Here is a 25,497-nt window from a genome sequence, read left to right as displayed (position 1 = left end):
CGTGGTTTACTCGATATTATCGATAATTAGGGAAAATCTCCCTGATTCAATCGTATTTTACTCTATATGATCGATAATTGGGGAATTCCTCCCTAAAATTCTGCGGAAATGCCCTATTTTTCCTATAATCGACTATTTATTAGGGAGAATTTCCGCAAAAAGTTTAATTTGCGCTTATAAAGTTCGAATTTGGGGGAGGATTTCCCTAATTATGAGTTCAAGGAGGGCAGAATTTTGTGAAATACGGTGAACATTAGATGTTGTAAGGTGAGACAAAGTAAATTTAGCTAATGTAAGTTGAAATCAGTTAAAGTTCGCTGCTGTAAGATGAATCCATGCTACAAGCTTCGTCACACCCACCCGAATAACCGAGCAAGCTGAGCGACAGCAAACGTAACACCAATGGCGATGCCGAGCGGGATGACTGCTGAGAGAACAGCCCACTTCATGCTTTTCGTCTCCTTATAGATGTTCACGAGTGTAGTGCCGCAAGGATAGTGGAGCAGGGAGAACAACATCATATTAAGTGCGGTCAGCCAAGTCCAGCCATGTGATAAAAAGACATCTTTGATGCTGCCCAAGCTGTCGATATCGACCATAGCTCCTGAGGACATATAGCCCATAAGCAGAATGGGCAGTACGATTTCATTCGCAGGAAGTCCTAGAATAAAGGCCATGATGATAAAGCCATCCATGCCGAGCATGTGTGCAAAAGGATCGAAGAATGCAGCCATATGATTCAGGACAGAATCTCCACCAACAAACAGGTTGCCAAGAATCCAAGTGATAATACCGGCAGGGGCAGCAACGACGATGGCACGAGTAAGTACGTTAAGAGACTTATCTTTAGAGGAAATAAGTATGGTCTTCCAAATTTGTGGACGACGATAGGGCGGGAGCTCTAGTGTATAATGCGTTGGAACACCGCGTAGCGCAGTTTTGGACATGACCCAGGAAACCGTCAGAGTAACGATGATGCCGATCAGCACCATCCCCATAAGTACGGAGGCGGTGGTGAGGGTACGGAGTGCGCCTGTCGTAGCCGCTCCTGCCATGAATAAGGAAGACAATAGAATCAATGTCGGCCAGCGGCCGTTACATGGAACGAAATTGTTGGTCAAAATCGCGAGCATCCGTTCACGCGGCGATTCGATGATTCGTGTGGAGAGGATGGCGGCGGCATTACAGCCGAAACCCATAGACATGGTCAAAGCTTGCTTGCCGTGACCACCTGATTTTTTGAACAACCGATCCATGTTAAAAGCAACCCTCGGCAGATATCCGAAATTCTCAAGCAGCGCAAACACTGGAAAAAATATCATCATTGGTGGCAGCATGACGCTGATGACCCAAGAGGTTCCTCGATATAATCCCAGAACAAGTACACCGTGTAGCCAAGCGGGGGCATGGATCGCCTCAAATCCGGCAGTGAGATAGCCTTCGATGAAGCCGAAGAAGGAAGCAAGCCAGCTTGAAGGATAGTTGGCGCCGGCAATCGTAATCCAGAACACGATACCGAGGATGGCGAGCATAATGGGGAATCCCCATATTTTTGAAGTTACGATATTATCTAGCTTATAAGTGCTGTTCAGCTTCTTCTTATCCCTATAGGTGACTGCATCCCCGCAGATGCCTGCGGATACGCCATAGATACCACTGACAATCTCATCCCGTATCGCTCCGCCGTCAGCGAGCTTTTTCGCGGTGGACAGCAAGGAATCTAGAGGATCTAATCCCTTAGTGATATGCGGTGACTCCATGACCGATGACCTCCTTTGCTTCAGGTAATTCTTTATTCTTCATATTCTCTTTAAGTGAGGTAAGAAGGCTGTCATCACCATCTAACAGGCGCAATGCAATCCAGCGGGCCGGGTATTTGCTGCCAATGGTTTGTTCTACCAGCGGTGTAAGCTCTGCAATTCCTCGTTCAATCTCCTCGTTGTACGTAATACGCAGTGGCTGTGCAGTGAATGCGCCTGTAGCCACTCGCTCCACCTGATCCAATAACGCCTCAATACCGATTTTATTGCGAGCCGATATCGCTACAACAGGCACGCCGAGACGTTTGGAAATACGTTTTAGATTGATGTCGATACCGAGCTTACGGGCTTCATCGATGAGGTTGATGCAGACTACAGCCCGCCCGGTAATCTCCAGCACTTGTAAGGCAAGGTTGAGATTTCGTTCTAGCGAGGTAGCGTCAAGAACAACTAGTGTCACATCGGGCTGTTCAAAAATAATATAATCTCTAGCCGCTTCTTCATCAGCAGAATTCGAGTACAGCGAATACGTACCAGGAAGATCTACTGCGAGGTACGTATGGTCCTTATGCTTAAACTCGCCTTCAGCAGTAATGACGGTTTTACCTGCCCAGTTTCCTGTATGCTGGCGCATGCCGGTCAGCAGATTGAAAAGCGTGCTTTTGCCAGTGTTAGGATTGCCTGCAAAAGCGACTGTGAAATGACTCATGCTTCTACACCTCCGATGACTTCTCCAAATATTAAAGAGCTTTCTTCTCTACGTAATGCAATGGTCGTGTTGCTTACCCGAAAAGCTATAGGATCTCCTAAGGGACTACGCCGTAACACCTCAACGGCATTACCGACTACAAACCCGAGATCCAGTAATCTTCTTCTAAGCACACCCTGAACTTCAATGCCGCTGATACGCAGTGTGCTTCCTTTAGCCGCTTCTGATAAAGGAATACTAGCTCCAGACATTAGATCCCCTTCTTTCATTTATTATTATTTGTATTTTTATGGTTATTATTTTGTGCATTGGAATTTTTCTTGTGGTCTGACACAATATTAGTATATGTGAACAACTTTGTCCCTGCAACAAGAATGTTTCCCTAAGGCAAAATTAATTTAGGCGCAAAAAAGCCCCTAACGGAAAGAAGGCTTGCGCTCTCCAGCCGAGGGGCTAAGGTTGAGTCAACTTATAGGCTTGTCTTTAATTGGAATAGTCTAATCCAAGTTTTTATTAGTCGTGAAGTTATGTCCAGCTTCCAAAATCAAGCGTGCGTCCAGTCTCTACTAAAGTCTTGGTATTACTTAGAACCTGCCACCAAGCGCTGATGCTGCCTGCATACGAAGGATCTTCAGGATGCCATTCATCATGGATAAGCGTGAGCTTAGTAGTTCCGCCCACTGGTTCAAGCAGCCAAGAAATACGCGATTCATATCTTTCATATCCTTTATGATAGGAGGGGCCGACCTTATGTGTGAAACGCAGTGCTTTTTGTGGGGTGAACTCCAGCAGAGTCCCATAGACATGCAGCGTTTCATCTCCATCTGCACCCGGTCCGATGTATTCCAGTAATTCTCCTTCTTTGAAGGTTGAACGAATAACGCTGCCGTAATAAATCTGCTTCGTACCTTCCGGAGAGATTAAGGTTTCCCATACCTGCTCAGGTGTTCCGCCAATATAAAATTCATAGTGTAGTTCCTTCATTCGTTATTCCTCCTTGATTTATAGGTTCATTTATTCCCTCAGACTCATTTACACTATACAAAAGGATCACTGACAACTACGGTCAGTGATCCTAAAGAATAATTTATGTCTTATAATGAGCTGCTAAATTGGAGGCTATGGAGGCTAGTCTTTCTCTAAGTGAGGAAGGCTCCATGATTCGTAATGTGGTTCCATAAGGCAACAAGAAGTAGGGTATATAAGTCAGTAAAGAAGTTTCGTCCACTTGAAAGCGGGCTTGTCCTTCCATGCGCTGTACCAGCGTATGTCCGAACAACCAATGACTGCATAGATCATTCAAGACTCCCTCGTCGGATGCGATGACTACTGTAACTAGTTTCTCTTCAGTATTACGTGCAGGCAGTAAGCTCTTTAACAAAAAATCACGTGCAGAGAAGTCAGCAGGACGAGCGAACACAGCTTCTGTACGGTGCAGTTCAATGATTCTATCCACCCTGAAACTACGAATTTCATGTCGCTCGTGGCAGTAAGCTACGGTGTACCATTGGCCCTTCCAGAGTACAAGTCCGTAAGGATCAATGGCACGGGATGATTTGGTTTCTCCATTACCCTTACGATATTCCATTTGCAGGGTGTATCCGTTCGCGGTCCCCAGTTCCAATTCTTGAATCAGATGGCTAAGCGGCGGGGAAGGAGAATGGATCGTCTCAATGCCATTCTCATGGCGCTCCATTTGTTCTAATTGCTGGGCATTGCTGTATCTTTTCAACTTGGATAGGGCTCGGTCCAGAGCTTCAACATAAGGATATCCGGTCCCCCTGGCAAAAGAAGAAGCTTGTAGAAGGGCACGCTGCTCTTCGGAGTCAAAGAATAATGGAGCCTCAATAAAATGTTCCGGTAAGCTGTAACCGCCACCAGGCCCGCTATCCGCAATAACGGGTACACCACTGATGCATAACGCATCGATGTATCTGTAGACAGACCGAACACTGATCTCTAACGCTTCCGCTAGTTCTCCGGCGGTTCTTCCCCGCTGCTTAAGCATCCAAAGAATGGATAACATATGATCAGCCTTGGACATAAATCTGGAGCCTCCTTGCTGCAGAAATTAGTAGTTCAACTATAGCAAAATGCTCATAGATCAGCCAGAATCCTTTCGATAGGATCTTATTGCTGTTTAACCATACGTTTTTTGCCATAAGTTCCGAGTCGCCATAAATATTCTACCGGTCCCATCCGGAACCGTTTGAGAATAAGGGTACTAGATATGATTTGTAGAAGCAGTATGGCCGCCGCTGCAATCATCTGTGTCGATACATGCACTGTACCAGGCCAATCTAACAGATTGGATAGTGTTAGTATAATAACGGTTTGCAATAAATAATTGGTTAAAGCCATTCTGCCTAGAGAAGCTAGGGGCGCAAGTAGTTTCTGTACAACTCCATGGCGCATGAGTAGGGTTAGCGTTGTCACATGAAAAATACTGACTGGAAGTCCGCCTACTGCGAAAGCTACATCCAGAGCGCCTGTTTTATCCATGATACTCTGTTGCGCAAAATACATCGGAATGATTAGCAGCAGAGAAACCACTTGGGTGATCCGTAATCCTAGCTTATACCGTGACGGATTCTGAAATAATCCAATCAGACCACTCCAATGCCCAAGCAGAAACATACCAAACGTTACCACTATCGGGCCTAAGTAGAGACCTGCAAGGGTGACCACAATGCCTGCAATCAATACAAAACTTGACTTTAACTTATAAAAAGGAAGGAGAATCAGTCCAATGACTGCATAGATGAGCAAGGTTTCACCGGGTTGGAAATAATGGTGCACCAGACCGATTAGAAATAAAATGAACAGCCTACGCAGAAATAATAAACGGGGCTTAGACTCCCCTTTAGCTTCAGCCCGGGATAAGAATAACTGAAAGCCAACACCGAATAAAAATGAGAATATCACAAAAAATCGGTGATCCACTGCTACATCAAGAAAACGAATAATCTGCAAATCGAGCGAGTTAAATTCCATCGTACCGAATACCATCTGACGAATGTTTATGAAGATGATACCCATTAGAGCAAAGCCACGGAGCACATCGAGTGTTACGATTCTTTTCACCATATTCTTTATACCATCATCTTCTTGAGACTTTGTATGTAGCGTGATCGCGCTATGATGAAATATATAGTTTGCACAGCAAGGAATGCACCAGATGTAATTAGGACAGGTACCGTTACATTCGTGATACTAATTTGCTTCAATACCGGTCGGATGACGACAAGCGTCTGGATAGTAGCGACAATGATCGGAATATAGAACAGCACAGAGATTTGTCTGGTGGCAGAAGCAGACATTTCTTTGACGCTTAAACCGATTTTAGACAAGGCATTATACATTTGCTTATCTGCATTCAGCTCAGTATGAAGCTTGAAGAAGAGGAAGCTGGCTGAAGAAAGTGAGAAGATAAGCGCGATAAAGATCCCTATAAAGCTAAGCATAGCCGTGCCTTGTTTGGTAGTTAGATAATCATCTGCTCGAGCATTTAATATGGAGATATATTGATTGTTGGTATTGTTGGAATCTCTACTCCACTGGATCAGTTCATTGGTGATGATGGTTTCAGGTGAGGTATCCACAGGTAGTGGACCGTCCCAAGCAGGGATTTTATATAGATATTTCACATATGATCTCGTGTACTTCGCTGCTGAAGAAGAGATATTCTTGTACAAGCTGTCATCTACAATTAAGAGTGAGCTTGAATATTGCCCCATGGGATGGTTCTTCGGAATTCGTACCTCTTTCAGCATAAGCTCCGCATCGTTTTGAACCTTCAGCAGAATCTTTTGATTAATAGTATAGTTCTGTGAATCCACCTGAGGGTTTAGCAGTAAGACAGCTTCTTTGTCAGATAAGGGAGCAACTTCGGACATATCCATTTTTGAAGTTAACTGATTGAACTGGGACCAGGATATTAAATCAATGCTTTGGGTAGCTTCTTTACCCAGACTCTGAATGGAGGCAGAGATTAGCTCGATTTTATTCTCTGTATACTCCACTTTAGCGTTTTGTAATTTATTATGAATGGGTTCTAAGTCAGGGGGAGTTTTCCCTGGTTTATAAATCGAATACTCCATAGCGAATGGACTATTTTTATAGAGTTCTACGTTTGCTTGATTAATCGATAAAATAAATCCTGACGCCATGCAAGCAAGCGAGGTTACAACCGTTACAAGAAACAGCATTCTTGCATTATCTTTGATCTTGTAACTCATCTCGGAAATCCATAACAGGTTGGTTCCGCGCCAAAGTCGCTTGCGGCTTAGTTTAAGCAGACGTATTCCGAGTACGGACAGCTGAGAGTAAAAAAAATAGGTACCTGCGATCCCCGTGACAGCAGCAACTAATAACGTAATTGGAGACAATTGCTTTCGAATGGCGAGTGCCCCTGCCGTCAATAACAGAAGCCCAAGGAGTGAGAGCAGCCAAGACACACGGGGCTCCTTTTTAGGTTTAACACTCCCTTTTAACAGATCAAGGACTTGATGTTTGCGGATAAATAACAATGTGAAGATAGAGATGACCAGAAACAGTGAGATAAACGAAATAGATGTGATCAACAGCGGTTTAACTGGCCAATAGAAGGGTAAATGATCCATTCCCATAATGGTCGTGCTGAGCAGCAAAAATAACTTGGATAAAAGCATGCCGAAAGACATACCTGTTACTATGGACAGTAGTCCGATCAGCATATTTTCTATAAGAATCAGTTTGTTGATCTGACCGGAACGTGCACCTAACATCATTAGTATGCCGAACTCCAGATTACGAAGTTTCAGAAATGCACTAATCGAGTAAAGAACGAAAAAGAAAGCAAAGACAAACACAATATAAGAAGCGATTTTCATACCAGCGGCTGAATTTGTACCTAGCTCGATACTGGCAACCCCAGGATGATAAATAAAGACGGAATATGAAAAGAAGATCATGACCATAAAAGCACTACTTAAGAAAAAGGCAAAATACGCCCGAGAATTACGCTTCACATTGTTAAACGCGAATTGAGGAAAGTTCATGACTATTCCCTCCCCAGAATGAAAGTGTGTCGATAATTTTTTGGAAGAAGGCTTGGCGGTTATCTCCCCGGTGAATTTCGGCTGCTAGCTTCCCATCTTTTATAAAAATAATCCGATTGCAGTAGCTCGCTGCCAGCGGATCATGTGTCACGAGCATTAGCGTAGTGCCTTCTTTGCAGTTAATATCCTCTAGCGACTCCATCACAATTCGTGAGGAATTAGAATCAAGTGCCCCTGTGGGTTCATCTGCTAGAATGATCGAAGGCGAAGTAATAATGGCACGGGCAATCGCTGTCCGCTGCCGTTGTCCGCCGGATATTTCATAGGTGCGTTTATTCAGAATTTCCGTAATGTTCAAGCGTGCAGCGACCTTTTGCAGCAAGGCTTCCATTTCGGAGAGCTTGCGATTATCCAGCGTTAGAGGAAGCACGATATTTTCGGCTACCGTTAAAGTCTCCAGGAGGTTAAAGTCTTGAAATACAAAACCGAGTTCTCTGCGACGAAAGTGAGCAAGGTCTTTTTTGTTCAAAAGATAAGGATTGCTGCCGTTGATATTCACCTCACCTGAGGAGGGCTGATCGATGGTAGACACCATGTTAAGCAGAGTGGTTTTGCCGCTCCCTGAGGGGCCCATGATGCCAACAAATTCGCCGCTTTCAATGCTAAGATGAATATCGGTGAGGGCCTGTGTCTTTACTTTGCCCGGATATACCTTATTAAGACCTTTGACTTCTAAAACATCCATTCCTATCATTCCTTCCATTACAATCTAATTTCATCCGTCCTTAAGAGGGGACGTGTTATGTATATAATTTACAAGATCGGGCTATGTGCTGCTATGGATTTACCTTAACGTTATCTTACAACCCGTTTAAGGTTATGTTCGTACGTGAAGCGAGTAGGCCATACATAAAGAAGAGGGACTCCGTAGCCATAAGTTAAGTATGACTAGAAGTACCCTCCGATCTTATTTCTGTAAATGGTCACTGTTGTGAAATGTAATTTGGACTGTAGTGCCTTCTCCAAGCTTAGATTGAAGCTCCACAGTATGTCCTAGCCGGATGCAAATTTCTCGCACTAGATACAGTCCCATTCCTGTTGACTCATGGTATTGGCGTCCACGTTCACCGGTGAAGTATGGATTAAACACTCGTTTGAGGTCTTCAGGAGAAATGCCGATACCTTGATCTGTAATATTAAGTAAGAAATCCGTTCCGATGTGCTTTGATGAAAGAGTTACGGTTTTATCGTTGCCGGAGGTGTAATTCACAGCATTGGTTAAGATTTGGGTTAGCATAAACATTAACCATTTGGCATCACTATATACGGTGAAGTTAGGATTGATTTGTATATTTACTTTTATGCCTCTTCGGATGAAAAGCCTGCGGTTCTCAGCTACAGATTCACTAACCACTTTACTGAGAACTAGCGGCTCCACTTGGAAATCATCCTCAAATTGATCCAGCCTTGAAGTATAAATCACCATTTCCAGCCCTCTGCGCAGACGTTCCAATTCCTCCTGAATACTTATAGCAGCCTCATCCTCAAGATCCTCTAGCGAAAGCTGAATGACTGAAAGTGGGGTCTTCATCTGATGAACCCAGCGGTTCATGAATACGATATGCTGATCCATTTGGCGGACATGCCCATTTACCTGCTCCTGATACTGGCGGTCAATAAGCTGTAATAACTCATGGATCGCTTCTGGTAGCGGGGTGTCTCCTAAGGAAACAAGATGTTCCTCTAGCATATTCTTGGGATTACTTAAGGCTGCGTATAATCTCCGGTGCTGAGCGTATCGGTAGCCAAGATACAAGAGAAGAACTGCAGTGCTCAGGGCTATGCCATAGAGCATGATCGAGAGGGGTCTATCCTCACCTGTCAGCCAATATAGTGGTGGAACAAGCAGTACTTGAAGCAGGTAGAATAGGATAAATGGAAGCTGGTCTCTCCAAAATAGCTTCATAGCATATCCTTAGTGACATTAAGCCGATAGCCAGCGCCTCTTACAGTTTCCACAATATCGCCAAGACCGAGGTCCTTGAGCTTTTTGCGGACACGGGTTATGTACACATTTAAAGTATTGTCATCTATAAAATGCTGATCCTTCCACATGAGATCTAGTAGACGCTCCCGGTTAACAACTCGTCCTTCTTTTAGCAATAAGGCTTCCAGTAGAACCGCTTCTTTCTGTGTCAGTTCGCTGGATTGCCCGCCATATTGAATCACAAACCGCTCAGGATAAAGAATTAGTTCTCCGGCTTGGAGCGTCCGTTCCTCTTGAATTTGTGAGTAAGAGCCGTAAGCTCTGCGTAAATGGCTGCGGATTTTGGCAAGTACGACTTCATAATGAAAAGGCTTGGTGATGTAATCATCCCCGCCATTTTCTAGCGCCATCACCTGATCCATTCCACTATCCCGAGCGGATATGAAAAGAATAGGGCAGAGTGAGGTAGTGCGAAGCTGGCGACACCAATAAAACCCGTCGTATTTAGGCAGGTTAACGTCCAGCAGAACAAGGTCAGGATGGTTGTCATTAAAAATCTCCAATACCCTGTTGAAATCCTCTACTATCACCGTACGAAATTCATATTTAGATAGATACGTGCTTAGAAGGCTTGCGAGCTTAGCATCGTCCTCTATGATTAGAATAGTCTCCATAGTTGTGCTCCTTTGATCAAATATAAGAATGCAGTGGTTCACACGGTTATACAGTAACACGCACTAGGAAAATTATGCAAAAAGGACGTCTAGCTGCCGAAAAATAATATGAGGAATAGTTGCACTTTGTACAATAGATTCTATCAAAAAGACATTGGAATTTGATTCTATTGCACATTCTGCAACCAATTGGTTACCAAAACGTCTTATTATTACAAATGGGTCGAATTCTAATGTACAAAGTACAACAGCATCCTATTTTCCTATAAAAAAGAATGCATCTATTGCACAAACTGCAATAGATGCATCAAAAAAAGTATTCTTAGAAGTAGAAGCCGAAACCTAGCACAGCGCTCGTACATGACGCTGGTTAGATCATTCTATTGATATTTAACCACAATTGCGTTGCTAATCTGGCGCCCAGGGGTCGTGAGATATTTGCCATTGTAGTATAATCCGCTCGATGCGCCGCCATCCAGATTCATGGCTTGATACGCTCCAGCCTGCTTCATCATTTCTGCGAGCTGTGGGATAGTAGCTCCACCAGTAGTTAGCAGAATTAGCTTGTGGTCGCGAGTGAGGCCGAGTGCGCTGCGGGCTCCGCCGCCTGTTAAGATTTTGGCATCTTTGAAGCCTTCTGCCGCAACATTAAGAGATACCTTACCATTCACAAGCAGACGTGGTCCGGCTTGGAGAGCCCCTTCCATAGATCCGGAAGCGAAATGGTTCGTAAACTCTAGTCCGGGAATAAGTGAGGCCAGGTGATTGCTGTCATAGGTGAAAATCGTGCGGCGATCTCCAGAGCTGTTTTTGAGCATTTTTCCACCACTGACCATGTAACCGTAAGGAGCTTTGTAGGCCCCTTTAGTATAGGCATCAAAGAACGTACCATTAATAGCCACTACGGCATTATTGCGCTTGGCTAGACTGCTCAGGTCTTCCACTTTTCCCACCGTATTTCCTGCTAGTACAACGTCGAGCTTCACTTTAGGATGCAGTAGGGATACCGTAACCGTTTGGGCTTTGAAGGATCTGCCGCCCACCTTGAAAGTTTTACTAGCACTGACAACGGGGGAAGAATCTGCTTTGATAAGTGCGCCAGTCAGTACAGGTACCGTTGATGAAATCCCGTTATTAGTAAGGGTTACAGAAGAGGCTTCCTGATTCCACTCTAATTGAAAGCCCAGCGTTTTGCTGATAAAGGACAAAGGGATATATACCGTACCGTTATCACTAAAAGCGGAATCGGTTAGTGTGACTGGCTTGTCGTTGACTAGCGCAGCTGCTTGTCCTACAGTAAGTGTAATCTTAGTGTCTGCGTTCGTAATGGTTATACGTTTGTCACTAGCATTCATTTCAGCATGTATACCAGTGAAATTATTTAAGAGACGCAGCGGGATGTACGAGTGATTATTCTTGGTCACATACACGGTGTTTTTCGGAACCGGAGCAGCACCAGCAGTGGAGGAACAAACTGTATAAACCGGAACCAAACATAGTAGAAATGCGAGAAAGAACGGAAACAATAACTTTTTCATATTAACCAAAATCTCCTTATCCTGTAGCTGATGTAAAAAGCGGTAAGGTTTATTATACCTCAAGTTCTAAAACATGGATAACCTCATTTTTCAAATATCCATGGAAAGATTCTGATAGAATGTAGATACCATTACAAGAATAGTACTAGAACTCAACAACTAAAGGGAGATCTTTATGACTACAATAGGTTTAATTCGCCATGGAAGTACCGCGTGGAATAAAGAAGGCAGAGCGCAAGGGCATACGGATAATCCATTGGATGCTGAGGGTGTGCAGCAGGCGGTTCTTCTTGCTGAACGGCTCAGCACTGAACAATGGGACTATTTATATTCGAGTGATCTGCTTAGAGCGCGACAAACAGCAGAGGTAATTGCAACAAGGCTTGGCATGGAGATCGCCGGTTTAGTACCAGGGATCCGTGAGATGAACGCAGGGCAGATTGAAGGTACTACGGAACAAGATCGCGTTGAACGATGGGGAAGTGAGTGGAAGAAGTTAGATTTGGGACTGGAAAGTCCGGAGGCTAGTGAGATCAGAGGCAGTCAGGCTATCGAAGATATCGCGGAGAAACATCCGGGCAGTCGTATATTGGTCGTTAGCCATGGTGCGATTTTACGGAGTAGTCTTAGAAGACTTTTTCCAGAACTGAATGTAACTGTTTTGCTGAGTAATACATCTATCACCCGGATTATTAAATCCGATTCGAGATGGAATTGCGAACTATACAATTGTGCACGGCATTTGAAGATATAATTAGTGTTCAGATAATGTTCAGAGCATTTTAATATAGTAATTGCTCAGATAGTTAATCATTTTTGTAGTCAGAAGGATGTGCGAATTTAAGGTGGCAGAGGTCCAGATTTACTTACAAACGTTATTCTCCATTCTCATCGCAGCAGCGGCCGGTTATTTAGTGCTAAGACTTTACCGGGATATTTCATCTAAAACGCCTCAAAAAAGAGCGATTCATACCGGTCTTTCCGTGATCATTATCGTCGCCTCCCTATGGGTCATGCACCAGCTAGGTGTAGAAACCTTACTGGGAAATGAAGTGGACGATGATGGGGTTATTATACCGCTGGTGGTCTATAGTCTTACGATAGCCCTATGCATGTTTTTACTTACACGCATGAATCTAGTATTGGCTGAAAGAGAGCAATTGAAAGAACTGGCGTATAAGGATGCTTTAACGGGGTTATTGAATAAGAATGGAATGGATCATTTTTGGGATCGATGCAAAGTAAATGAGCAGCTTGCTGTTTTGTTTCTGGATCTGAATCGTTTCAAATCGATCAATGACAGCTTGGGGCATCATGTGGGGGACTTACTGCTGCAAGAAGTGGGTAAAAATCTAATTCAATTCTCCAGCAAAAGAAAACGTCATATTTTCCGCGTCGGCGGGGATGAATTTGTGATTGTCGCCAAAGGTAGCACTCAGAAGGAAGCGGAGCAGCTTGCTGTGCGGATTCTGGAGAAGACGACTAAGAGTTACCAGCTTGGCGAACATAACTTGTTCGTATCCATGAGTATAGGGATCAGCATAAGTCATGGTAAGGTAGATCATTTTAGACTGCTAAATGAAGCAGATACAGCGATGTACGCTGCCAAACAGCTTGGTACGGGGCGTTACTCCGTCTATAAGAATTAGAATGAGTTGGTATAAAATACAAGCGGCAGCCATGGACCTCTACAATAGGTCCTAGACTGCCGCTATTTTTATTGGACTAACTATTCTACTTGAAATGAAATTATGCGCCAGGCGAATGAATGCTGTTAGTCACATCCTTGCGGCCTTTCATGAGGAACAAGCAGACAAGAGCAACTGCCATACTAATCGCCGCCACGTAGAACAGGATCGAGTAATCAAAGATATCAATCATAAGTCCCAATAGTGGAGGCGAACTGATGGCCGCAAGGGAAGAGACGAGATAATACATCCCAGTTCGTGTACCAATGCTCTCTTCTGTCCCTGTTGCCACAACATAAGGATAGGAATTGATATTAATACAAGCCCAGAAGACTCCACCTAGCAACAGTAACCCTCGAAGGAGCAATAAGTCCTTTGCAAAACCGACGAGAGCAAAAATGGTCATTAGTCCGCATACGCCGATGATGATCATTTTTTTCTTCCCGAATCTTCCGCCCAGCCAACCGCTCGGAATGGCGAACAGCACAAAGGCCAAAGAGAAGAAAGTGAGCGAGAAGGAGGCCGCCTGTTCGCTTAGGCCGAGATGATGTTTGCCATATAAGGTAAACAGTGTCTCAACGCCTTGATATGCTACGAACCAGAAGAAAATCGCCGCTAGCAAAAATACTGTGGTACGGTCAAGCTGACTTCGAAAGGAAATACGAGTTGGCTTGGTGGCAGTAGCTGCTTCTGAAGGAAGCTCCATTTGCACGTTTACGCCATCCCGATTTTCTTTTATGAAGCGTGATACGATAAACAGACATAACAAGGTAATCAGTCCAGCAACGATAAACGGAAGCGCTGGATTTGATTTATACAGGATCGAACCTACGCCGAAAGCGAGTATAGAACCGAACCCACCCATGAAATTAATCAGCCCGTTGGCCTTTGTACGCTGCTCTTCTGGCGTAATGTCCGGCATAAGGGCGACGGTTGGTGAACGGTATAAGCTCATGGCCAGATTCATTAGCATCATAAACAACAGAAGTGTAAATAGTCCGGTATGAAACGGAATCAGCATGGTTAGCACGGCAGCGAAAGGCATACCGATCATAAGATAAGGCATTCTGCGTCCAAAACGCGAGGTAGTGCGGTCACTACGGTTGCCAATCCAAGGCTGCAGGAATAAGGCAAAGTAATTATCAATCGTCATCAAGAAGCTGATAAGTGCCACACTATGTACGTATTTTTCTAGAAAAAAGGGTACAAATGCGTTATACAGACTCCACGTAATGCTGATGCTGAAAAAGCCGAATCCGAGCAACCAGACTTTTTTCACACAGTCACACTCCCTTATTATTTAGCTAGAAGCCCAGCCAGCACATCTGGATGATCTGTAATAATACCTGACACTCCAGCTTCGATTAAAGCCTTCATCCGCTCTGGATCATTAACAGTCCAAGGATGATAAGCGATGCCATGCTTAGCGGCTTCTTCGACGAATTCAGGAAGCACTGCTTGATGATAAGCATGTAGTGCGTTTGCGCCAAGCGTAGCTGCATAATCCCAAGGACGATACAGACCTTCCCCGTATAGAATTCCTGTCTTGATCTCAGGTGCGATCGTTTTACTGTGAGCTAGTGAATAATGGTTGAAGCTTGAAAAAATCACGCGATCGCTCATCTTGAACTCCCGTACAGCCGCGATAACCTTTTCCTCCATACCCGGGTAAAAGAAAGTACCATTTTTAAACTCGATGTTCAGTACTGTATCTCGACCTTGCAGCAGATCTAACAAATCTTCTAGCAACGGGAGTTTCTCGCCTTTGAACTCGGGACTGAACCAAGAGCCCGCGTCCACTTCCAGAATTTCTGCAAGGGTTTTATCCTTCACATAGCCACTTCCGCTTGTCGTACGGTTTAGGGTTTCATCATGAATAAGAACAAGCCCGCCATCCTTGGTCATTTGTACATCGGTTTCAATGCCGGTTGCACCTAACTCAAGACCTTTGCGGAACGCTGCCATAGTATTTTCCGGACACACTGCCGATGCGCCGCGATGCGCAAAATTAATAATGTTTTTCATCAGCTATTCATCCCTCCAACTTAGTGTTTGCTGTCGCCCTGTAGACGAGGGCTACTTTTCATATTCCACACGAAGACAAGAAACCCTGTCTAGAAATACTGACAGGGCTCTATTTCTTGAAATTTAACATGCAGTTAACCTTACTGCAAATTCTCGCCTCAATGATTCATAGCGCCATAAGGGATCCGTTCGAGCAGACCTGATCCATAGATGTTTTGCAGCTTCAGCTCTGGCATATGAATATAACCGATATAACAGTCGCATACCTTCATTCGGCAGGCTCTTACAGCGGATAGGCCTTCCAAGCCATCGCGGTAGAGATTGCCTATGACACCTCTGTCCTTATAGCAGCGTTTCACCAGTCCAGCGCCTTGTACATAAAAGACTTCATTTCCAGCGTTGCAGGTTTGACCAAGGCTCTCGTAATCCATAGCATTCACAGCAAAATGCGGATCAATTTTGCTAAGAATGGAAAGATCCTCGGCAGTATAGTAATCCGGTTTATCTTTATAAGCATTGACCCATAGATATACACTCTCCGGTAATGCTGCGCGAAGCGAGGCTATAGCAGGAAAGGCGCTGCGGATCCCAACGCTCCCTACACTGAAAGGCACATTATTCTCATACAAAGTCATGCATTGCGTTAGAAACTTATCCTCGCTCACCTGTCCGGGGTGGTAAGTAGCCCAAAAGGCAGCCTTGTTTCGATTCAGCTTATGAATGAAGTCAAGATTTGCTGAAAGGTTCGTCTGAATCGCTACCTTCTCCACATGCTCCATATTGGAGAGCAAGACCATCGCTTCTTTGTACCAGCGATGAATCAGACCTTCGCCATAAGGATTGAAAAAGATAGACAACCGATGGCCCGCTGTACCTTGCAGAGAGGCCCACTCGACAAAGGTTTCCAATCCTTGTCGATCCTTCGCGAGAGTGGCTGCGCTGTCTCTTGTTTTGCCGAAAGGACAGTAGGGGCAGTCATAGTTGCAGGAGGTGAGAGACCCACGGTAGTAGAGGACCGCATTCATGGCAATACGAACCTTTCCATCTGCTCTCGTATCTCTCCTGAAATAAACCAATCACCGATGGAATCGGAGTAGCCCATGCCTTCAGTAGTGAGGCGTAATACTCCATCTTCTTCTTTCCCTAAGCCGGTATGAAGTAGGTTAGACAGTTCAGGATAATCACTCCAGAGTGAATTTCCGAAGCGCAGACTATAATCTTCAAGCCTCAGACCTTCACTATGTAAAATCGCCTTTAGAATAAAGCGGCGCGTCTGTTCTTCTAGACTTAGCACAATTCCGTAATCTGCCGTATCGTAACGATCTGCACTGACGTAATCGGCAATAATGCTCTCGGTTGCTTTACGGCTCACCCCATAACGGGAAGCGTAATGCACATTGCGGGTATAGGACCTAGCCCCGCAGCCTAGCCCGACCATTCCTTCTTCCTGGCAGCTGTAGTCAAGAATGCGTTTATCCGTTCCTGCGGTTTCCTTGGCGAAACGGCGCATGGAATATTGGCGATAACCTCTGGCTTTAAGCAGCTGCCCAGCGGCCTTGTAGCAGTCTAGGCGAATATCTTCCTGACGCTGGATATCATCAGGCTTTACGATGGTATGCTCACGGGTATAGAGCGGATAAATAAAGATTTCCTCAGGATCATAGCTAAGCGTCTGATTTAGCGAATACAGCCAAGAATCGACGGTCTGCCCTGGAAGACCATAGATCAGATCCAAATTCAGAATGGGAAAATCATATTTTCCCAGCAGCTCCAGTGCGCGATACACCTCATCCGGATTTTGTGGGCGATAGATGGCCGCCGATTCAGCTGCGACAAAGCTTTGAATGCCCATGCTGACCCGATCCACCGTATATTCTTTTAGAATATTCAGCTTCTCTTCGGTGATCGTCTCCGGTGAAGTTTCCACTGAGATGGAGGCTGAGCTAATATCCAGTCCCATCGTATCAACGGCAATGTGGAACAAACGGCGCAGTTGATCTGCCGCCAGTAATGTAGGCGTACCCCCACCAATCGCGAAACGGGCATACGGCTTATGTTTGGTGAACGCGGCCCACTGCTTGGCTTGACGTTCTAGCGCGTCTACGTATGTAGCGTGAACATTCGCGCGTTTATCAGGCAAGGTGAACAGGTTGCAGAATCCACAGCGAGCACCGCAAAACGGGATATGCATATATAGAAAAAAAGATTCTGCAGGCTCATCTCGCCATAAGGATTCTAGTGGTATCGGAGGCTGTAGATCCCTGTAAGCTGTTTTGTGTGGATAGGAATACAGATAAGATCGGTAAGGGTTAGCAGTAATATTGTCTTTCCATTGGTGAAACTCTTCTAAAGAGAAGGACGATAACGTCATAACAGTTCTCCATCCTTTCCTTTTATAAAATAAATTCCCGATAAGGGACGTTCCATACGGTCTCGTGAGCCAAGCGATGCCCCTGATAGCCATCTTCACCAAAAGCGGTTCCATGATCAGAAAACGCCAGACAGAAGGTAGGATTACCGCGTTCCCGGAAGGCATCGAATAACCGGCCCAGTTCACCATCCACATATCGGAGTGCTGCGCGCTGGCTGTCTACGGAGTCCTTTTTAGCACCGGGTATAAAATAATGGTTCGGCCCGTGGATGGCTGAGACATTGAGGAACATGAACAATCTTTGTTCGCCCGGAGTATCCTTCAACAGCTTCAAGGCATGATTCACCTGATGCTCTGTGGAACGCGGATTGGTGACCCCAAACGTCATCCGCCAGTAGCTTTGCTGGAAATAGCTTGGTAACACACGCGCGAGTGGATTTTTTTTGGTGAAAAAAATAACGCCCCCAATACAAACCGTACGGTAGCCCTCGGCAGCAAGCCCGGAAACGATATCAGGTGTATCGAACAGCCAGGTATGGGGATGCGTCTTCATTCCGGTGTTTCGGGAATGGAACATTCGGATATGTTCCGTCTTATCCGTTGTGGCTGGAGTAGGCAAAAAACCGCCGAAGAAGGCGTGATGAGCCGCATAGGTAAAGCTGCCTGGGGTATGTCTTTTCTCCCATGATCCGGTTCCGCACAAGTTCGGGCAGTTTGATTCTTCCATAACAGCAGCATCATAACGAAGAGTATCGAGTGTGATCATAAGAATGTCATGAGTGCCGACGATGGTGTTCATATCCATTAAGATAATCCTTCCTTTATAAGCGGTGTGGAGGGAGGTGTGATATAGTCTCTAGCCGACAATACCTTCATTTCCCATTCGTAGGTGCTGCAGCCGCGGTATTTCACATCGTACAGCAAGTCGCCAAATGGATTGACATCCGCGACAAAACATTGCTGTGAACCCCCGGAGACGAGTACATCGATTCCGGCTACCCCGGAACGGGGAAAAGCAGCCAGTGCTTGCACAGCGGTATTCCGCACCTGCTCCTGTACGGATTCAGACAGACCGGCTTCCGAAAGAGACATCCGCTGGTTGCGTAAATGCAGATTCGTAATTGGTGTAGGGCTGACCCGAGCAACCGCGTGGCAGGCCTCGCGGAGAACGACTAGCTGGCGAATATCGAATGCTTTTCCCTTAAGCCCCGCTTTAGGGATCCATTGCTCAGCATAAGCACCGTGCTGGTAGATCCAGTTTATAATTCCCGAAATTGTGGCGGTATCCGTGTACCGTCGCAGTTTACCGGAATTATAGTAAATGGGTGGTCGAGTGATGTAATCCTCGACCCCCACTGTTGTTAAGGCAATTTCGGCCCCCGTCACAGGATGGATTTGATAGGCGATCACTCCAGAAGCGGCAGAACCAAAGGCCAGCTTAATGAATACCCGGTGCATGCGCCGGGATAACATCATCTCCCGGAGAGAGTCATAATCCGTAGGCTGCTGATCTTCGCCTACTGGGCGAGGGATTGGAATCCCTGCCTCGCTCAGAATCTGTTGTGTCTGGCGTTTATCGGTCATGGCCGCAATGTCAGTAGGGTCATTTAACCACAGTGAACCTGGACACGCGGTGTTGGCCTCTCGCTGTAGTCTAGCCAGCATTCGGCAGTAGCCACGGAACCATTGTGCTGGATGATGCAGGACACCTTGCATTTCCTTCAATTGACGGGCTACCTTCACGCGGAGTGGTCGCGGATCAGGTCTATCGGCAAAGGGATGAAGGGAATCGTCCATATCTTCCGAATCCGGTGCACCCAGAGCGATAATGGCTCGTTCTACCTCGAAGCTGCTGCCAGGCGATTCCAGTCTCAGTAGCGGGGGAGCTGCACTGAGATCTACTCCGTTATAAACGGAGGACTGACGGGGTATCTGTTTCTTCTGCTCTTCCATAAGATCGCCTAACGATCTTCCTTGCAGAAACTCAGCGTACGATAAAATAATGGCAGGGGGCATTCCAAGATCGGAACGCGCTTGCTGGATGCCGCTAGTCCGTTTATCACCGGGAATACCGATAACGATCATCGGCCTCATGAGAGGCTCACTCTGTGATGGAAGGATAACGCCAGTCTTCCTCATCATCGCTTTCCTGCTTGTCGCTAACATCAACAGGCAATCCACTTTGCTTCCAGCGGCTAATCATCTCGTCAGACATATAATGATGGCTTAGGTTTAATGCTTTTAATTTTTTGATTCTGTCGCTGGCTAGTAGCAATTCTGCCCCCTCGTCGCTTAGGGTACCGAGTGATAGATCGAGCGTATCTAGCTGATCCAGAATAGGAGCATTTGCTAATGCACCTGCGATCTCATCTTGGATCTGGCTATTTTTTAAACCTAGATAAGTAAGCTTAGGGAACTTTCCTACTTCTATAAGAGGGAGAAGATCTGCTAGGCTGCCGTCAAATCCGTAGTTATCTACGCCGAGATATAGCTCCAGCTTGCGCAAATTCGGCAATTGGCTAGTTGCAATCTGTTCAAGAACGGCTTTACCTAAGCCTCCACTTATAATAATCAGTTCTTCTAGCTTGTCGTGTTTGAGTTCTGAGAGGCTCAGCTCATTCCCACCTTGAATCGTGAGTGACTGTAGCTCTGGAAAAGCAGGGAGCAACGGCGATAGATCACTTTGGGTAATCCAAGAAATCTCGCATTCCTCATAGCCCATCTCGCCTATGAAAAGCTTGCGCAAAGCAGGGAAACTAGCACTATGCGTAACCAGTGACTCTACAACTTCTTCTGAACTATTTTCGTAGGCTTGCCCCCAATCACCGATAATTAGACTTGTCAGCGAAGAACTTTCAGGGCTGCTACTAAGTTTCTCAATTTCAGTGCCAATTCTTTGGCCTTCTTCGAATTCGTCGTATCCGATACTAAGCTTTACTTCCGTCATGGGCATTCCCTCCCGGAAAAATTTAACTTCGAAAATACCCTATCATCTGTAGCCGAGGGAGTCAAATCACAGGTTTAAATAATTATAGTCAAATTCGTCATGTCCTTGAGTTAATCATTTATGGTAGGTTTATGCTAGGGAGAATTACATTATTTTGAAATATAAGAAAGTATACGTTTCACGCTATATTTTATCCTTATATTTCTCGCTAAACGCTTACCGTCCTTATAAGGACGCCGAAGGCGATTATACTTGAAGGAGCTGTTCTGATGAAGATCAAAATTCAGGAATGGATAATAGAAGCGGATATTGCAAAGCTGCAAGCGGCTATGGAAGCAGGCGTAGTCAGCTCAGAAGATTTGGTAGCAGCCTATTTGGAACGGATTCATAAGTACGATATAGACATAAACGCAATCTTAGAAATCAATCCAGAGGCTAAAGACATCGCTAGAGCACTGGATATTGAACGTAGGGAACAAGGAAGTCGGGGAAGTCTACACGGTATTCCTATATTGTTGAAGGATAATATAGATACCGCGGATAAAATGCATACGAGTGCTGGGTCAATAGCTTTAGCAGGATCATTCGCGGCAAAAGATTCCTTCGTAGCTGCGAAACTTCGGTCGGCAGGAGCTGTTTTGCTTGGAAAGGCGAATATGTCGGAGTGGTCTAACTTCATGTCTAGTTCAATGCCAGCTGGGTATAGTTCCCGGGGAGGGCTAGTGCTGAATCCTTATGGACCTGGGAGCGTATTTGTCAGCGGATCTAGTTCTGGACCTGCAGCAGCTATTGCGGCGAATTTGGCAGCAGCATCGATCGGAACGGAAACCGCGGGATCAATTGTTGGGCCAGCCTGTCAGCATGCTCTCGTCGGGATCAAACCAACGGTCGGATTAGTCAGTCGTACTGGAGTGATTCCTATTTCAGTTAGCCAAGACACTCCTGGACCTATTGCTAAAACGGTTACGGATGCGGCGATTATTTTGGGGGCATTAACGGGAGTGGATGACAAGGATGAAGCAACATTATCGAGCGAGAAGCATGCTTTTACGGACTATACTCCATTTCTAGATAAAAGCTTTATACGGCAAGCAAGAATAGGTGTCCCACGGCATTATTATAACCATTTAGATGCAGAGCGACTTTCAATTATGGAAGCAGCTATCCAGACTTTGAAGAATGAAGGGGCTACGATTATAGATCCGGTTACGCTTTACGTTGAACAACAAAACTGGAATAATGATGTAATCTGTTATGAATTTAAAAAGGAGCTCAACGCGTATTTATCTGGGGTAGATGATTCCGTTCCGATTCACTCTTTGCAAGAACTGATAGTGTATAATGAGCTCCATGCTGAAATCGCATTACAATATGGGCAAGACACATTAACTAGGTCAGAGGAAGTAACTTTAACAGAAGAAGAATATCAGCAAAAGAAACAAGAATACAGAAAGCTAGCGCTCGAGCAAGGAATAGATTACGTGTTGGAACAATATAGTTTGGATGCGCTATTACTGCCAGGTGATGTAGATGGTATGTATATTGCGGCACGCTTAGGGTATCCGTTAATTACCGTTCCGGCAGGGTATGTAGAACAGGGCATTATTGATGCTGATGGTGATCCTACTCGGGGTCCCTTTGGTGTAGTTTTTTCCGGAAAAGCCTATAGTGAGCCTACGCTCCTATCCATAGCCTATGGGTTTGAACAAGCTACGCAGCATCGTGTTCCACCGCAACTGGAATAGGTATTGACTACTTTATTATAGAAGGAAGAGATCAGCTTGAAATATTGTCTAGAGTGTGGAACAGCGTTAGTAATGAAAGAAAGCGATGGGGAAGGGCAGGTACCTTATTGTAATGCATGCGAAACGTTCAGATTCCCTATTTTTAGCACGGCGATCAGTACAGCAGTATTAAATCGGGATATGAATAAGATTCTATTGATTCAGCAGTATAACCGACCAGATTATATATTGCTTGCAGGGTACGTGAATAAAGGTGAAGATGCGGAAACCACACTTATTCGTGAGGTAAAAGAAGAGGTAGGAATTGATATTGTAGCTTATGAGTATATGCGCAGCTTGTATTTCGCACCTTCTAATACGCTGATGCTGAATTTTATAGGTGTTGCAGATACGGAGGACTTAAGTCAGGTGAGTGCTGAGGTAGATCATGCAGAATGGTTTACTTTGGAAGAGGCCGCCAGTGCTATTAAAAAGAATAGTCTAGCCGAAACCTTCCTGTTGGCGATTATTGAAAAATTGCATGCAGATCAGGTACAGGTAAATCCAGTGTCGGTAGGAGGAACAATGTAAGATGATAGTATATAGCTTTCAGCGGAGAATATGGGTTTGACGATGCCAATTGTGCAGGAGATTCTTGAGCGGAGGTAAAACAATGTTTAATCAAGAGAAAAGAACAATGACGACCGAAAGATTGATTTTGAGACCCTTTGAATTATCTGATGCAAAACGTGTCTCTGAACTCTGTAATAATTATAATATCTACAAAAGTACGTTGACTCTACCTTATCCGTACACTATCGAATGTGCAATATCATGGATTGAAGCTCATGAAGAGAATTTTATCAATAATATGTATTATGAGTTTGCGATTACTGATAAAAGTACAAACGAGCTTTATGGAGCTATAGGACTGACAAATAAGCAAGCACACAGAAATGGTGAAGTTGGATATTGGATCGGTGAGGAATATTGGGGTAAAGGATACGCGACTGAAGCAACAAAAGCGATCATTGCGTTTGCTTTTTCAGAAAAGCATTATCATAAAGTATTTGCAAGACACTTTGCTTCAAATCCCGGCTCTGGGAAGGTAATGCAAAAATGTGGAATGGTGGAGGAAGGCATATTCATGCAACATATCTATAAAGAAAATAAATATGATGACCTTATTCATTATGGAATTATTAACTCTGAGGATTAAGCTACATAAAGTGAATTTTAAAGTTTTTACAAGCATATAAAACAAAAAGGAGCCGAGGGCTCCTTTTTATAGTTCTACCATTGACCTTTGCTGACAGATCGGATGGATTTTATTATTTAAGCTTATATACACGAGCTTCATAAGGACGAAGCTGAATTGTGTTTAGTTCTTCTTCTGGATTTACTTCGTAGTTGGCAATAAGCAATTCCTTCGCTTGGAATTTCACAGTAGAAGGAAGTTCGAAAGTCGTAGGCTCTCCGAAGAAATTCAATACAACCAGTAGCTGTTCTTCTCCAAGAGTACGTAGATAAGCGTATACCTGCTCATTCTCCTCGGCCAAGATTGTATAGTTTCCGTATACGATAATTTCATGCTGCTTACGCAGTTCAATTAGCTTCTTATAGTAGTGGAAAATAGAATCGGGATCAGCCAGTGCCTTCTCTACGTTGATATCTTTGTAGTTAGGGTTCACAGCCAACCACGGATTGCCGGTAGTGAAGCCTGCCTGCGGTTCCGAGTTCCATTGCATCGGCGTACGGCCATTGTCCCGACCTTTGATGTAAATGGAATTCATGATTTTTTCTTCCGAGTGTCCGGCAGCCAAGTATTCCTTATACATATTTACAATTTCAATATCCTTGTAGTCATCGATGGAAGCAAATTGTACATTTGTCATGCCGATTTCTTCACCTTGATAGATGTAAGGTGTACCTTGGAGCGTATGAAGCAGTGTTGCTAGCATTTTGCCAGACTCTTTCGGGAACAGCTTATCATCACCAAAGCGGGATAGCATACGCGGCTGATCATGGTTGTTCATATACAAGCTGTTCCAACCCTTACCGTCGAGTGCGACTTGCCACTTGGAAATAATGGACTTAATGTCCGCCAGCTTCCAAGGCTGTACATTCCATTTACCTCCAGGACCGGAATCGACGTCCATGAGCTCGAAATGGAATACCATGTTCAGCTCGTTACGATCCTCGGAAACATACAGTGAAGCTTCTTCTGGAGTGACATTAACGGCTTCGCCCACTGTCATGATATCGTACTTGGATAGCACCTCACGGTTCATTTCCTGCATATACTCATGTACGCGTGGACCGTTAACGAAATAGTCTCCACCGAAGTGGTACGTAGGCTGTTCTCCGTTACTTTCCCCAGAAACGCTAGGCAATTCCGGTACTTTGGAGATCAGGTTGATCACGTCCATGCGGAATCCGTCAATTCCTTTATCTAGCCACCAGGTCATCATATCGTAGATTTCCTTGCGGAGCTTTGGATTGTCCCAATTTAGATCGGGTTGTTTACGGGAGAATAGATGGAGGTAATATTCCTCCGATTTCTCATCGTATTCCCAAGCTGATCCACTGAAGAAGGAGCCCCAGTCGTTCGGCGGCTGTCCGTCTTTACCCGGACGCCAGATATAATAATCACGATAAGGATTATCCTGCGATTTGCGGGACTCTACGAACCAAGCATGCTCATCTGAGGAATGGTTGACCACAAGGTCCATAATCAGCTTCATGCCACGGCTGTGAAGACCAGCAAGCAGTTCCTCCCAATCGGAGAGCGTTCCGAAATCATCCATGATACTTTGATAATTACTGATATCATAACCGTTATCGTCATTAGGCGACTGGTACACTGGGCACAGCCACACCACGTCGACACCAAGATGGTTTAAATAATCAAGTTTCGAAATAATCCCTTGCAGATCACCAATACCATCCCCGTTACTATCTTTAAAGCTGCGGGGGTATATTTGATACACTACGCTTTCTTTCCACCATTTTTTATCCAAGGTTGTAATCTCCTA

The 25,497-nt window shown here is 44.9% G+C and carries 24 protein-coding genes; 5 read left to right on the top strand and 19 right to left on the bottom strand.

All coding sequences use genetic code 11. The features are described from left to right. Positions 1–350: 350 nt before the first annotated feature. The 11 genes from NSQ29_RS22085 to NSQ29_RS22035 all read right to left on the bottom strand — a co-directional run bounded on the left by NSQ29_RS22085 (position 351) and on the right by NSQ29_RS22035 (position 11,707). Positions 351–1,760: a nucleoside recognition domain-containing protein gene (locus NSQ29_RS22085; protein WP_042185383.1), complete on the bottom strand. Its 1,410-nt coding sequence runs from the start codon at positions 1,758–1,760 to the stop codon at positions 351–353. After that, positions 1,738–2,469 (bottom strand): FeoB small GTPase domain-containing protein, encoded by a 732-nt coding sequence (locus NSQ29_RS22080; protein WP_042185385.1) that lies wholly within the window; start codon positions 2,467–2,469, stop codon positions 1,738–1,740. Before NSQ29_RS22080 ends, NSQ29_RS22085 begins: the two co-directional genes overlap by 23 nt. Then, positions 2,466–2,720, bottom strand: coding sequence for a FeoA family protein (locus NSQ29_RS22075; RefSeq protein WP_042185387.1), 255 nt, complete (start codon positions 2,718–2,720; stop codon positions 2,466–2,468). The genes NSQ29_RS22080 and NSQ29_RS22075 overlap by 4 nt, the downstream gene beginning before the upstream one ends. A 274-nt stretch (positions 2,721–2,994) precedes the next feature. Further along, positions 2,995–3,453 (bottom strand): SRPBCC domain-containing protein, encoded by a 459-nt coding sequence (locus NSQ29_RS22070; protein ID WP_042185389.1) that lies wholly within the window; start codon positions 3,451–3,453, stop codon positions 2,995–2,997. A gap of 103 nt (positions 3,454–3,556) precedes the next feature. Beyond that, a complete protein-coding gene (locus NSQ29_RS22065) occupies positions 3,557–4,513 on the bottom strand; it encodes a helix-turn-helix transcriptional regulator (RefSeq protein WP_341126090.1) in 957 nt (318 codons plus the stop codon). A gap of 86 nt (positions 4,514–4,599) precedes the next feature. Continuing rightward, positions 4,600–5,556 carry a DUF418 domain-containing protein gene (locus NSQ29_RS22060; protein WP_341126089.1) on the bottom strand — a complete coding sequence of 319 codons (957 nt, stop codon included), beginning with the start codon at positions 5,554–5,556 and terminating at the stop codon, positions 4,600–4,602. Between the two features lie 5 nt (positions 5,557–5,561). Then, a complete protein-coding gene (locus NSQ29_RS22055; protein WP_341126088.1) occupies positions 5,562–7,508 on the bottom strand; it encodes an ABC transporter permease in 1,947 nt (648 codons plus the stop codon). Continuing rightward, a complete protein-coding gene (locus NSQ29_RS22050; RefSeq protein WP_076299208.1) occupies positions 7,483–8,253 on the bottom strand; it encodes an ABC transporter ATP-binding protein in 771 nt (256 codons plus the stop codon). Before NSQ29_RS22050 ends, NSQ29_RS22055 begins: the two co-directional genes overlap by 26 nt. Positions 8,254–8,475: 222 nt before the next feature. After that, positions 8,476–9,474 carry a sensor histidine kinase gene (locus NSQ29_RS22045; RefSeq protein WP_339269168.1) on the bottom strand — a complete coding sequence of 333 codons (999 nt, stop codon included), beginning with the start codon at positions 9,472–9,474 and terminating at the stop codon, positions 8,476–8,478. Next, positions 9,471–10,169 (bottom strand): response regulator transcription factor, encoded by a 699-nt coding sequence (locus tag NSQ29_RS22040; RefSeq protein ID WP_341126087.1) that lies wholly within the window; start codon positions 10,167–10,169, stop codon positions 9,471–9,473. The genes NSQ29_RS22045 and NSQ29_RS22040 overlap by 4 nt, the downstream gene beginning before the upstream one ends. A gap of 380 nt (positions 10,170–10,549) precedes the next feature. Beyond that, positions 10,550–11,707 (bottom strand): phosphodiester glycosidase family protein, encoded by a 1,158-nt coding sequence (locus NSQ29_RS22035; RefSeq protein WP_042185401.1) that lies wholly within the window; start codon positions 11,705–11,707, stop codon positions 10,550–10,552. A 175-nt stretch (positions 11,708–11,882) separates the two neighbouring features. Between NSQ29_RS22035 and NSQ29_RS22030 the strand changes: the two genes are divergently transcribed. Next, complete coding sequence (locus tag NSQ29_RS22030; protein ID WP_341126086.1) at positions 11,883–12,461, top strand: histidine phosphatase family protein; 579 nt, start codon at positions 11,883–11,885, stop codon at positions 12,459–12,461. Positions 12,462–12,552: 91 nt separating this feature from the next. Continuing rightward, a complete protein-coding gene (locus tag NSQ29_RS22025) occupies positions 12,553–13,356 on the top strand; it encodes a GGDEF domain-containing protein (RefSeq protein WP_341126085.1) in 804 nt (267 codons plus the stop codon). A gap of 100 nt (positions 13,357–13,456) precedes the next feature. On the opposite strand, the gene NSQ29_RS22020 is transcribed toward NSQ29_RS22025, so the two are convergent. From NSQ29_RS22020 to NSQ29_RS21990, 7 genes are all read right to left on the bottom strand, one after another. After that, positions 13,457–14,674: an SLC45 family MFS transporter gene (locus tag NSQ29_RS22020; RefSeq protein WP_339801013.1), complete on the bottom strand. Its 1,218-nt coding sequence runs from the start codon at positions 14,672–14,674 to the stop codon at positions 13,457–13,459. Between the two features lie 17 nt (positions 14,675–14,691). Next, positions 14,692–15,420: a glycerophosphodiester phosphodiesterase gene (locus NSQ29_RS22015; RefSeq protein WP_076301059.1), complete on the bottom strand. Its 729-nt coding sequence runs from the start codon at positions 15,418–15,420 to the stop codon at positions 14,692–14,694. Positions 15,421–15,578: 158 nt separating this feature from the next. Continuing rightward, entirely contained in the window at positions 15,579–16,445 is an 867-nt protein-coding gene (locus tag NSQ29_RS22010; protein ID WP_339269174.1) for an STM4011 family radical SAM protein, read from the bottom strand. Next, entirely contained in the window at positions 16,442–17,791 is a 1,350-nt protein-coding gene (locus NSQ29_RS22005) for an STM4012 family radical SAM protein (RefSeq protein WP_341126084.1), read from the bottom strand. Before NSQ29_RS22005 ends, NSQ29_RS22010 begins: the two co-directional genes overlap by 4 nt. A 22-nt stretch (positions 17,792–17,813) precedes the next feature. After that, positions 17,814–18,596 (bottom strand): STM4013/SEN3800 family hydrolase, encoded by a 783-nt coding sequence (locus tag NSQ29_RS22000; protein WP_042185413.1) that lies wholly within the window; start codon positions 18,594–18,596, stop codon positions 17,814–17,816. Continuing rightward, positions 18,596–19,933 carry an STM4014 family protein gene (locus NSQ29_RS21995; protein WP_341126083.1) on the bottom strand — a complete coding sequence of 446 codons (1,338 nt, stop codon included), beginning with the start codon at positions 19,931–19,933 and terminating at the stop codon, positions 18,596–18,598. Before NSQ29_RS21995 ends, NSQ29_RS22000 begins: the two co-directional genes overlap by 1 nt. Next, positions 19,893–20,738, bottom strand: a complete 846-nt coding sequence (locus tag NSQ29_RS21990) for an STM4015 family protein (protein WP_341049904.1) — start codon at positions 20,736–20,738, stop codon at positions 19,893–19,895. The genes NSQ29_RS21995 and NSQ29_RS21990 overlap by 41 nt, the downstream gene beginning before the upstream one ends. 269 nt (positions 20,739–21,007) lie before the next feature. On the opposite strand from NSQ29_RS21990, the gene NSQ29_RS21985 reads away from it, so the two are divergent. The 3 genes from NSQ29_RS21985 (at position 21,008) to NSQ29_RS21975 (ending at position 23,681) form a co-directional block, all read left to right on the top strand. After that, entirely contained in the window at positions 21,008–22,483 is a 1,476-nt protein-coding gene (locus NSQ29_RS21985; protein ID WP_341126082.1) for an amidase family protein, read from the top strand. A 36-nt stretch (positions 22,484–22,519) separates the two neighbouring features. After that, a complete protein-coding gene (locus NSQ29_RS21980) occupies positions 22,520–23,053 on the top strand; it encodes an NAD(+) diphosphatase (protein WP_076283997.1) in 534 nt (177 codons plus the stop codon). Positions 23,054–23,135: 82 nt separating this feature from the next. Beyond that, positions 23,136–23,681 carry a GNAT family N-acetyltransferase gene (locus NSQ29_RS21975; protein WP_341126081.1) on the top strand — a complete coding sequence of 182 codons (546 nt, stop codon included), beginning with the start codon at positions 23,136–23,138 and terminating at the stop codon, positions 23,679–23,681. Between the two features lie 112 nt (positions 23,682–23,793). On the opposite strand, the gene NSQ29_RS21970 is transcribed toward NSQ29_RS21975, so the two are convergent. Next, positions 23,794–25,482 (bottom strand): glycoside hydrolase family 13 protein, encoded by a 1,689-nt coding sequence (locus NSQ29_RS21970; protein ID WP_076301066.1) that lies wholly within the window; start codon positions 25,480–25,482, stop codon positions 23,794–23,796. Positions 25,483–25,497: the final 15 nt, after the last annotated feature.

This window comes from Paenibacillus sp. FSL F4-0236, from assembly GCF_038000135.1.
Taxonomy (GTDB): domain Bacteria; phylum Bacillota; class Bacilli; order Paenibacillales; family Paenibacillaceae; genus Paenibacillus_AQ.
The sequence above is the reverse complement of the archived record's forward strand: the minus strand, read 5'-3'. Positions and strand labels throughout refer to the sequence as shown.

Coding starts and splice junctions, on each gene's coding strand:
- NSQ29_RS22085 (WP_042185383.1), bottom strand. CDS start 1,760: ATGGAGTCACCGCATATCACTAAGGGATTAGATCCTCTAGATTCCTTG.
- NSQ29_RS22080 (WP_042185385.1), bottom strand. CDS start 2,469: ATGAGTCATTTCACAGTCGCTTTTGCAGGCAATCCTAACACTGGCAAA.
- NSQ29_RS22075 (WP_042185387.1), bottom strand. CDS start 2,720: ATGTCTGGAGCTAGTATTCCTTTATCAGAAGCGGCTAAAGGAAGCACA.
- NSQ29_RS22070 (WP_042185389.1), bottom strand. CDS start 3,453: ATGAAGGAACTACACTATGAATTTTATATTGGCGGAACACCTGAGCAG.
- NSQ29_RS22065 (WP_341126090.1), bottom strand. CDS start 4,513: ATGTCCAAGGCTGATCATATGTTATCCATTCTTTGGATGCTTAAGCAG.
- NSQ29_RS22060 (WP_341126089.1), bottom strand. CDS start 5,556: ATGGTGAAAAGAATCGTAACACTCGATGTGCTCCGTGGCTTTGCTCTA.
- NSQ29_RS22055 (WP_341126088.1), bottom strand. CDS start 7,508: ATGAACTTTCCTCAATTCGCGTTTAACAATGTGAAGCGTAATTCTCGG.
- NSQ29_RS22050 (WP_076299208.1), bottom strand. CDS start 8,253: ATGGATGTTTTAGAAGTCAAAGGTCTTAATAAGGTATATCCGGGCAAA.
- NSQ29_RS22045 (WP_339269168.1), bottom strand. CDS start 9,474: ATGAAGCTATTTTGGAGAGACCAGCTTCCATTTATCCTATTCTACCTG.
- NSQ29_RS22040 (WP_341126087.1), bottom strand. CDS start 10,169: ATGGAGACTATTCTAATCATAGAGGACGATGCTAAGCTCGCAAGCCTT.
- NSQ29_RS22035 (WP_042185401.1), bottom strand. CDS start 11,707: ATGAAAAAGTTATTGTTTCCGTTCTTTCTCGCATTTCTACTATGTTTG.
- NSQ29_RS22030 (WP_341126086.1), top strand. CDS start 11,883: ATGACTACAATAGGTTTAATTCGCCATGGAAGTACCGCGTGGAATAAA.
- NSQ29_RS22015 (WP_076301059.1), bottom strand. CDS start 15,420: ATGAAAAACATTATTAATTTTGCGCATCGCGGCGCATCGGCAGTGTGT.
- NSQ29_RS22010 (WP_339269174.1), bottom strand. CDS start 16,445: ATGAATGCGGTCCTCTACTACCGTGGGTCTCTCACCTCCTGCAACTAT.
- NSQ29_RS22005 (WP_341126084.1), bottom strand. CDS start 17,791: ATGACGTTATCGTCCTTCTCTTTAGAAGAGTTTCACCAATGGAAAGAC.
- NSQ29_RS22000 (WP_042185413.1), bottom strand. CDS start 18,596: ATGGATATGAACACCATCGTCGGCACTCATGACATTCTTATGATCACA.
- NSQ29_RS21995 (WP_341126083.1), bottom strand. CDS start 19,933: ATGATGAGGAAGACTGGCGTTATCCTTCCATCACAGAGTGAGCCTCTC.
- NSQ29_RS21990 (WP_341049904.1), bottom strand. CDS start 20,738: ATGACGGAAGTAAAGCTTAGTATCGGATACGACGAATTCGAAGAAGGC.
- NSQ29_RS21985 (WP_341126082.1), top strand. CDS start 21,008: ATGAAGATCAAAATTCAGGAATGGATAATAGAAGCGGATATTGCAAAG.
- NSQ29_RS21975 (WP_341126081.1), top strand. CDS start 23,136: ATGTTTAATCAAGAGAAAAGAACAATGACGACCGAAAGATTGATTTTG.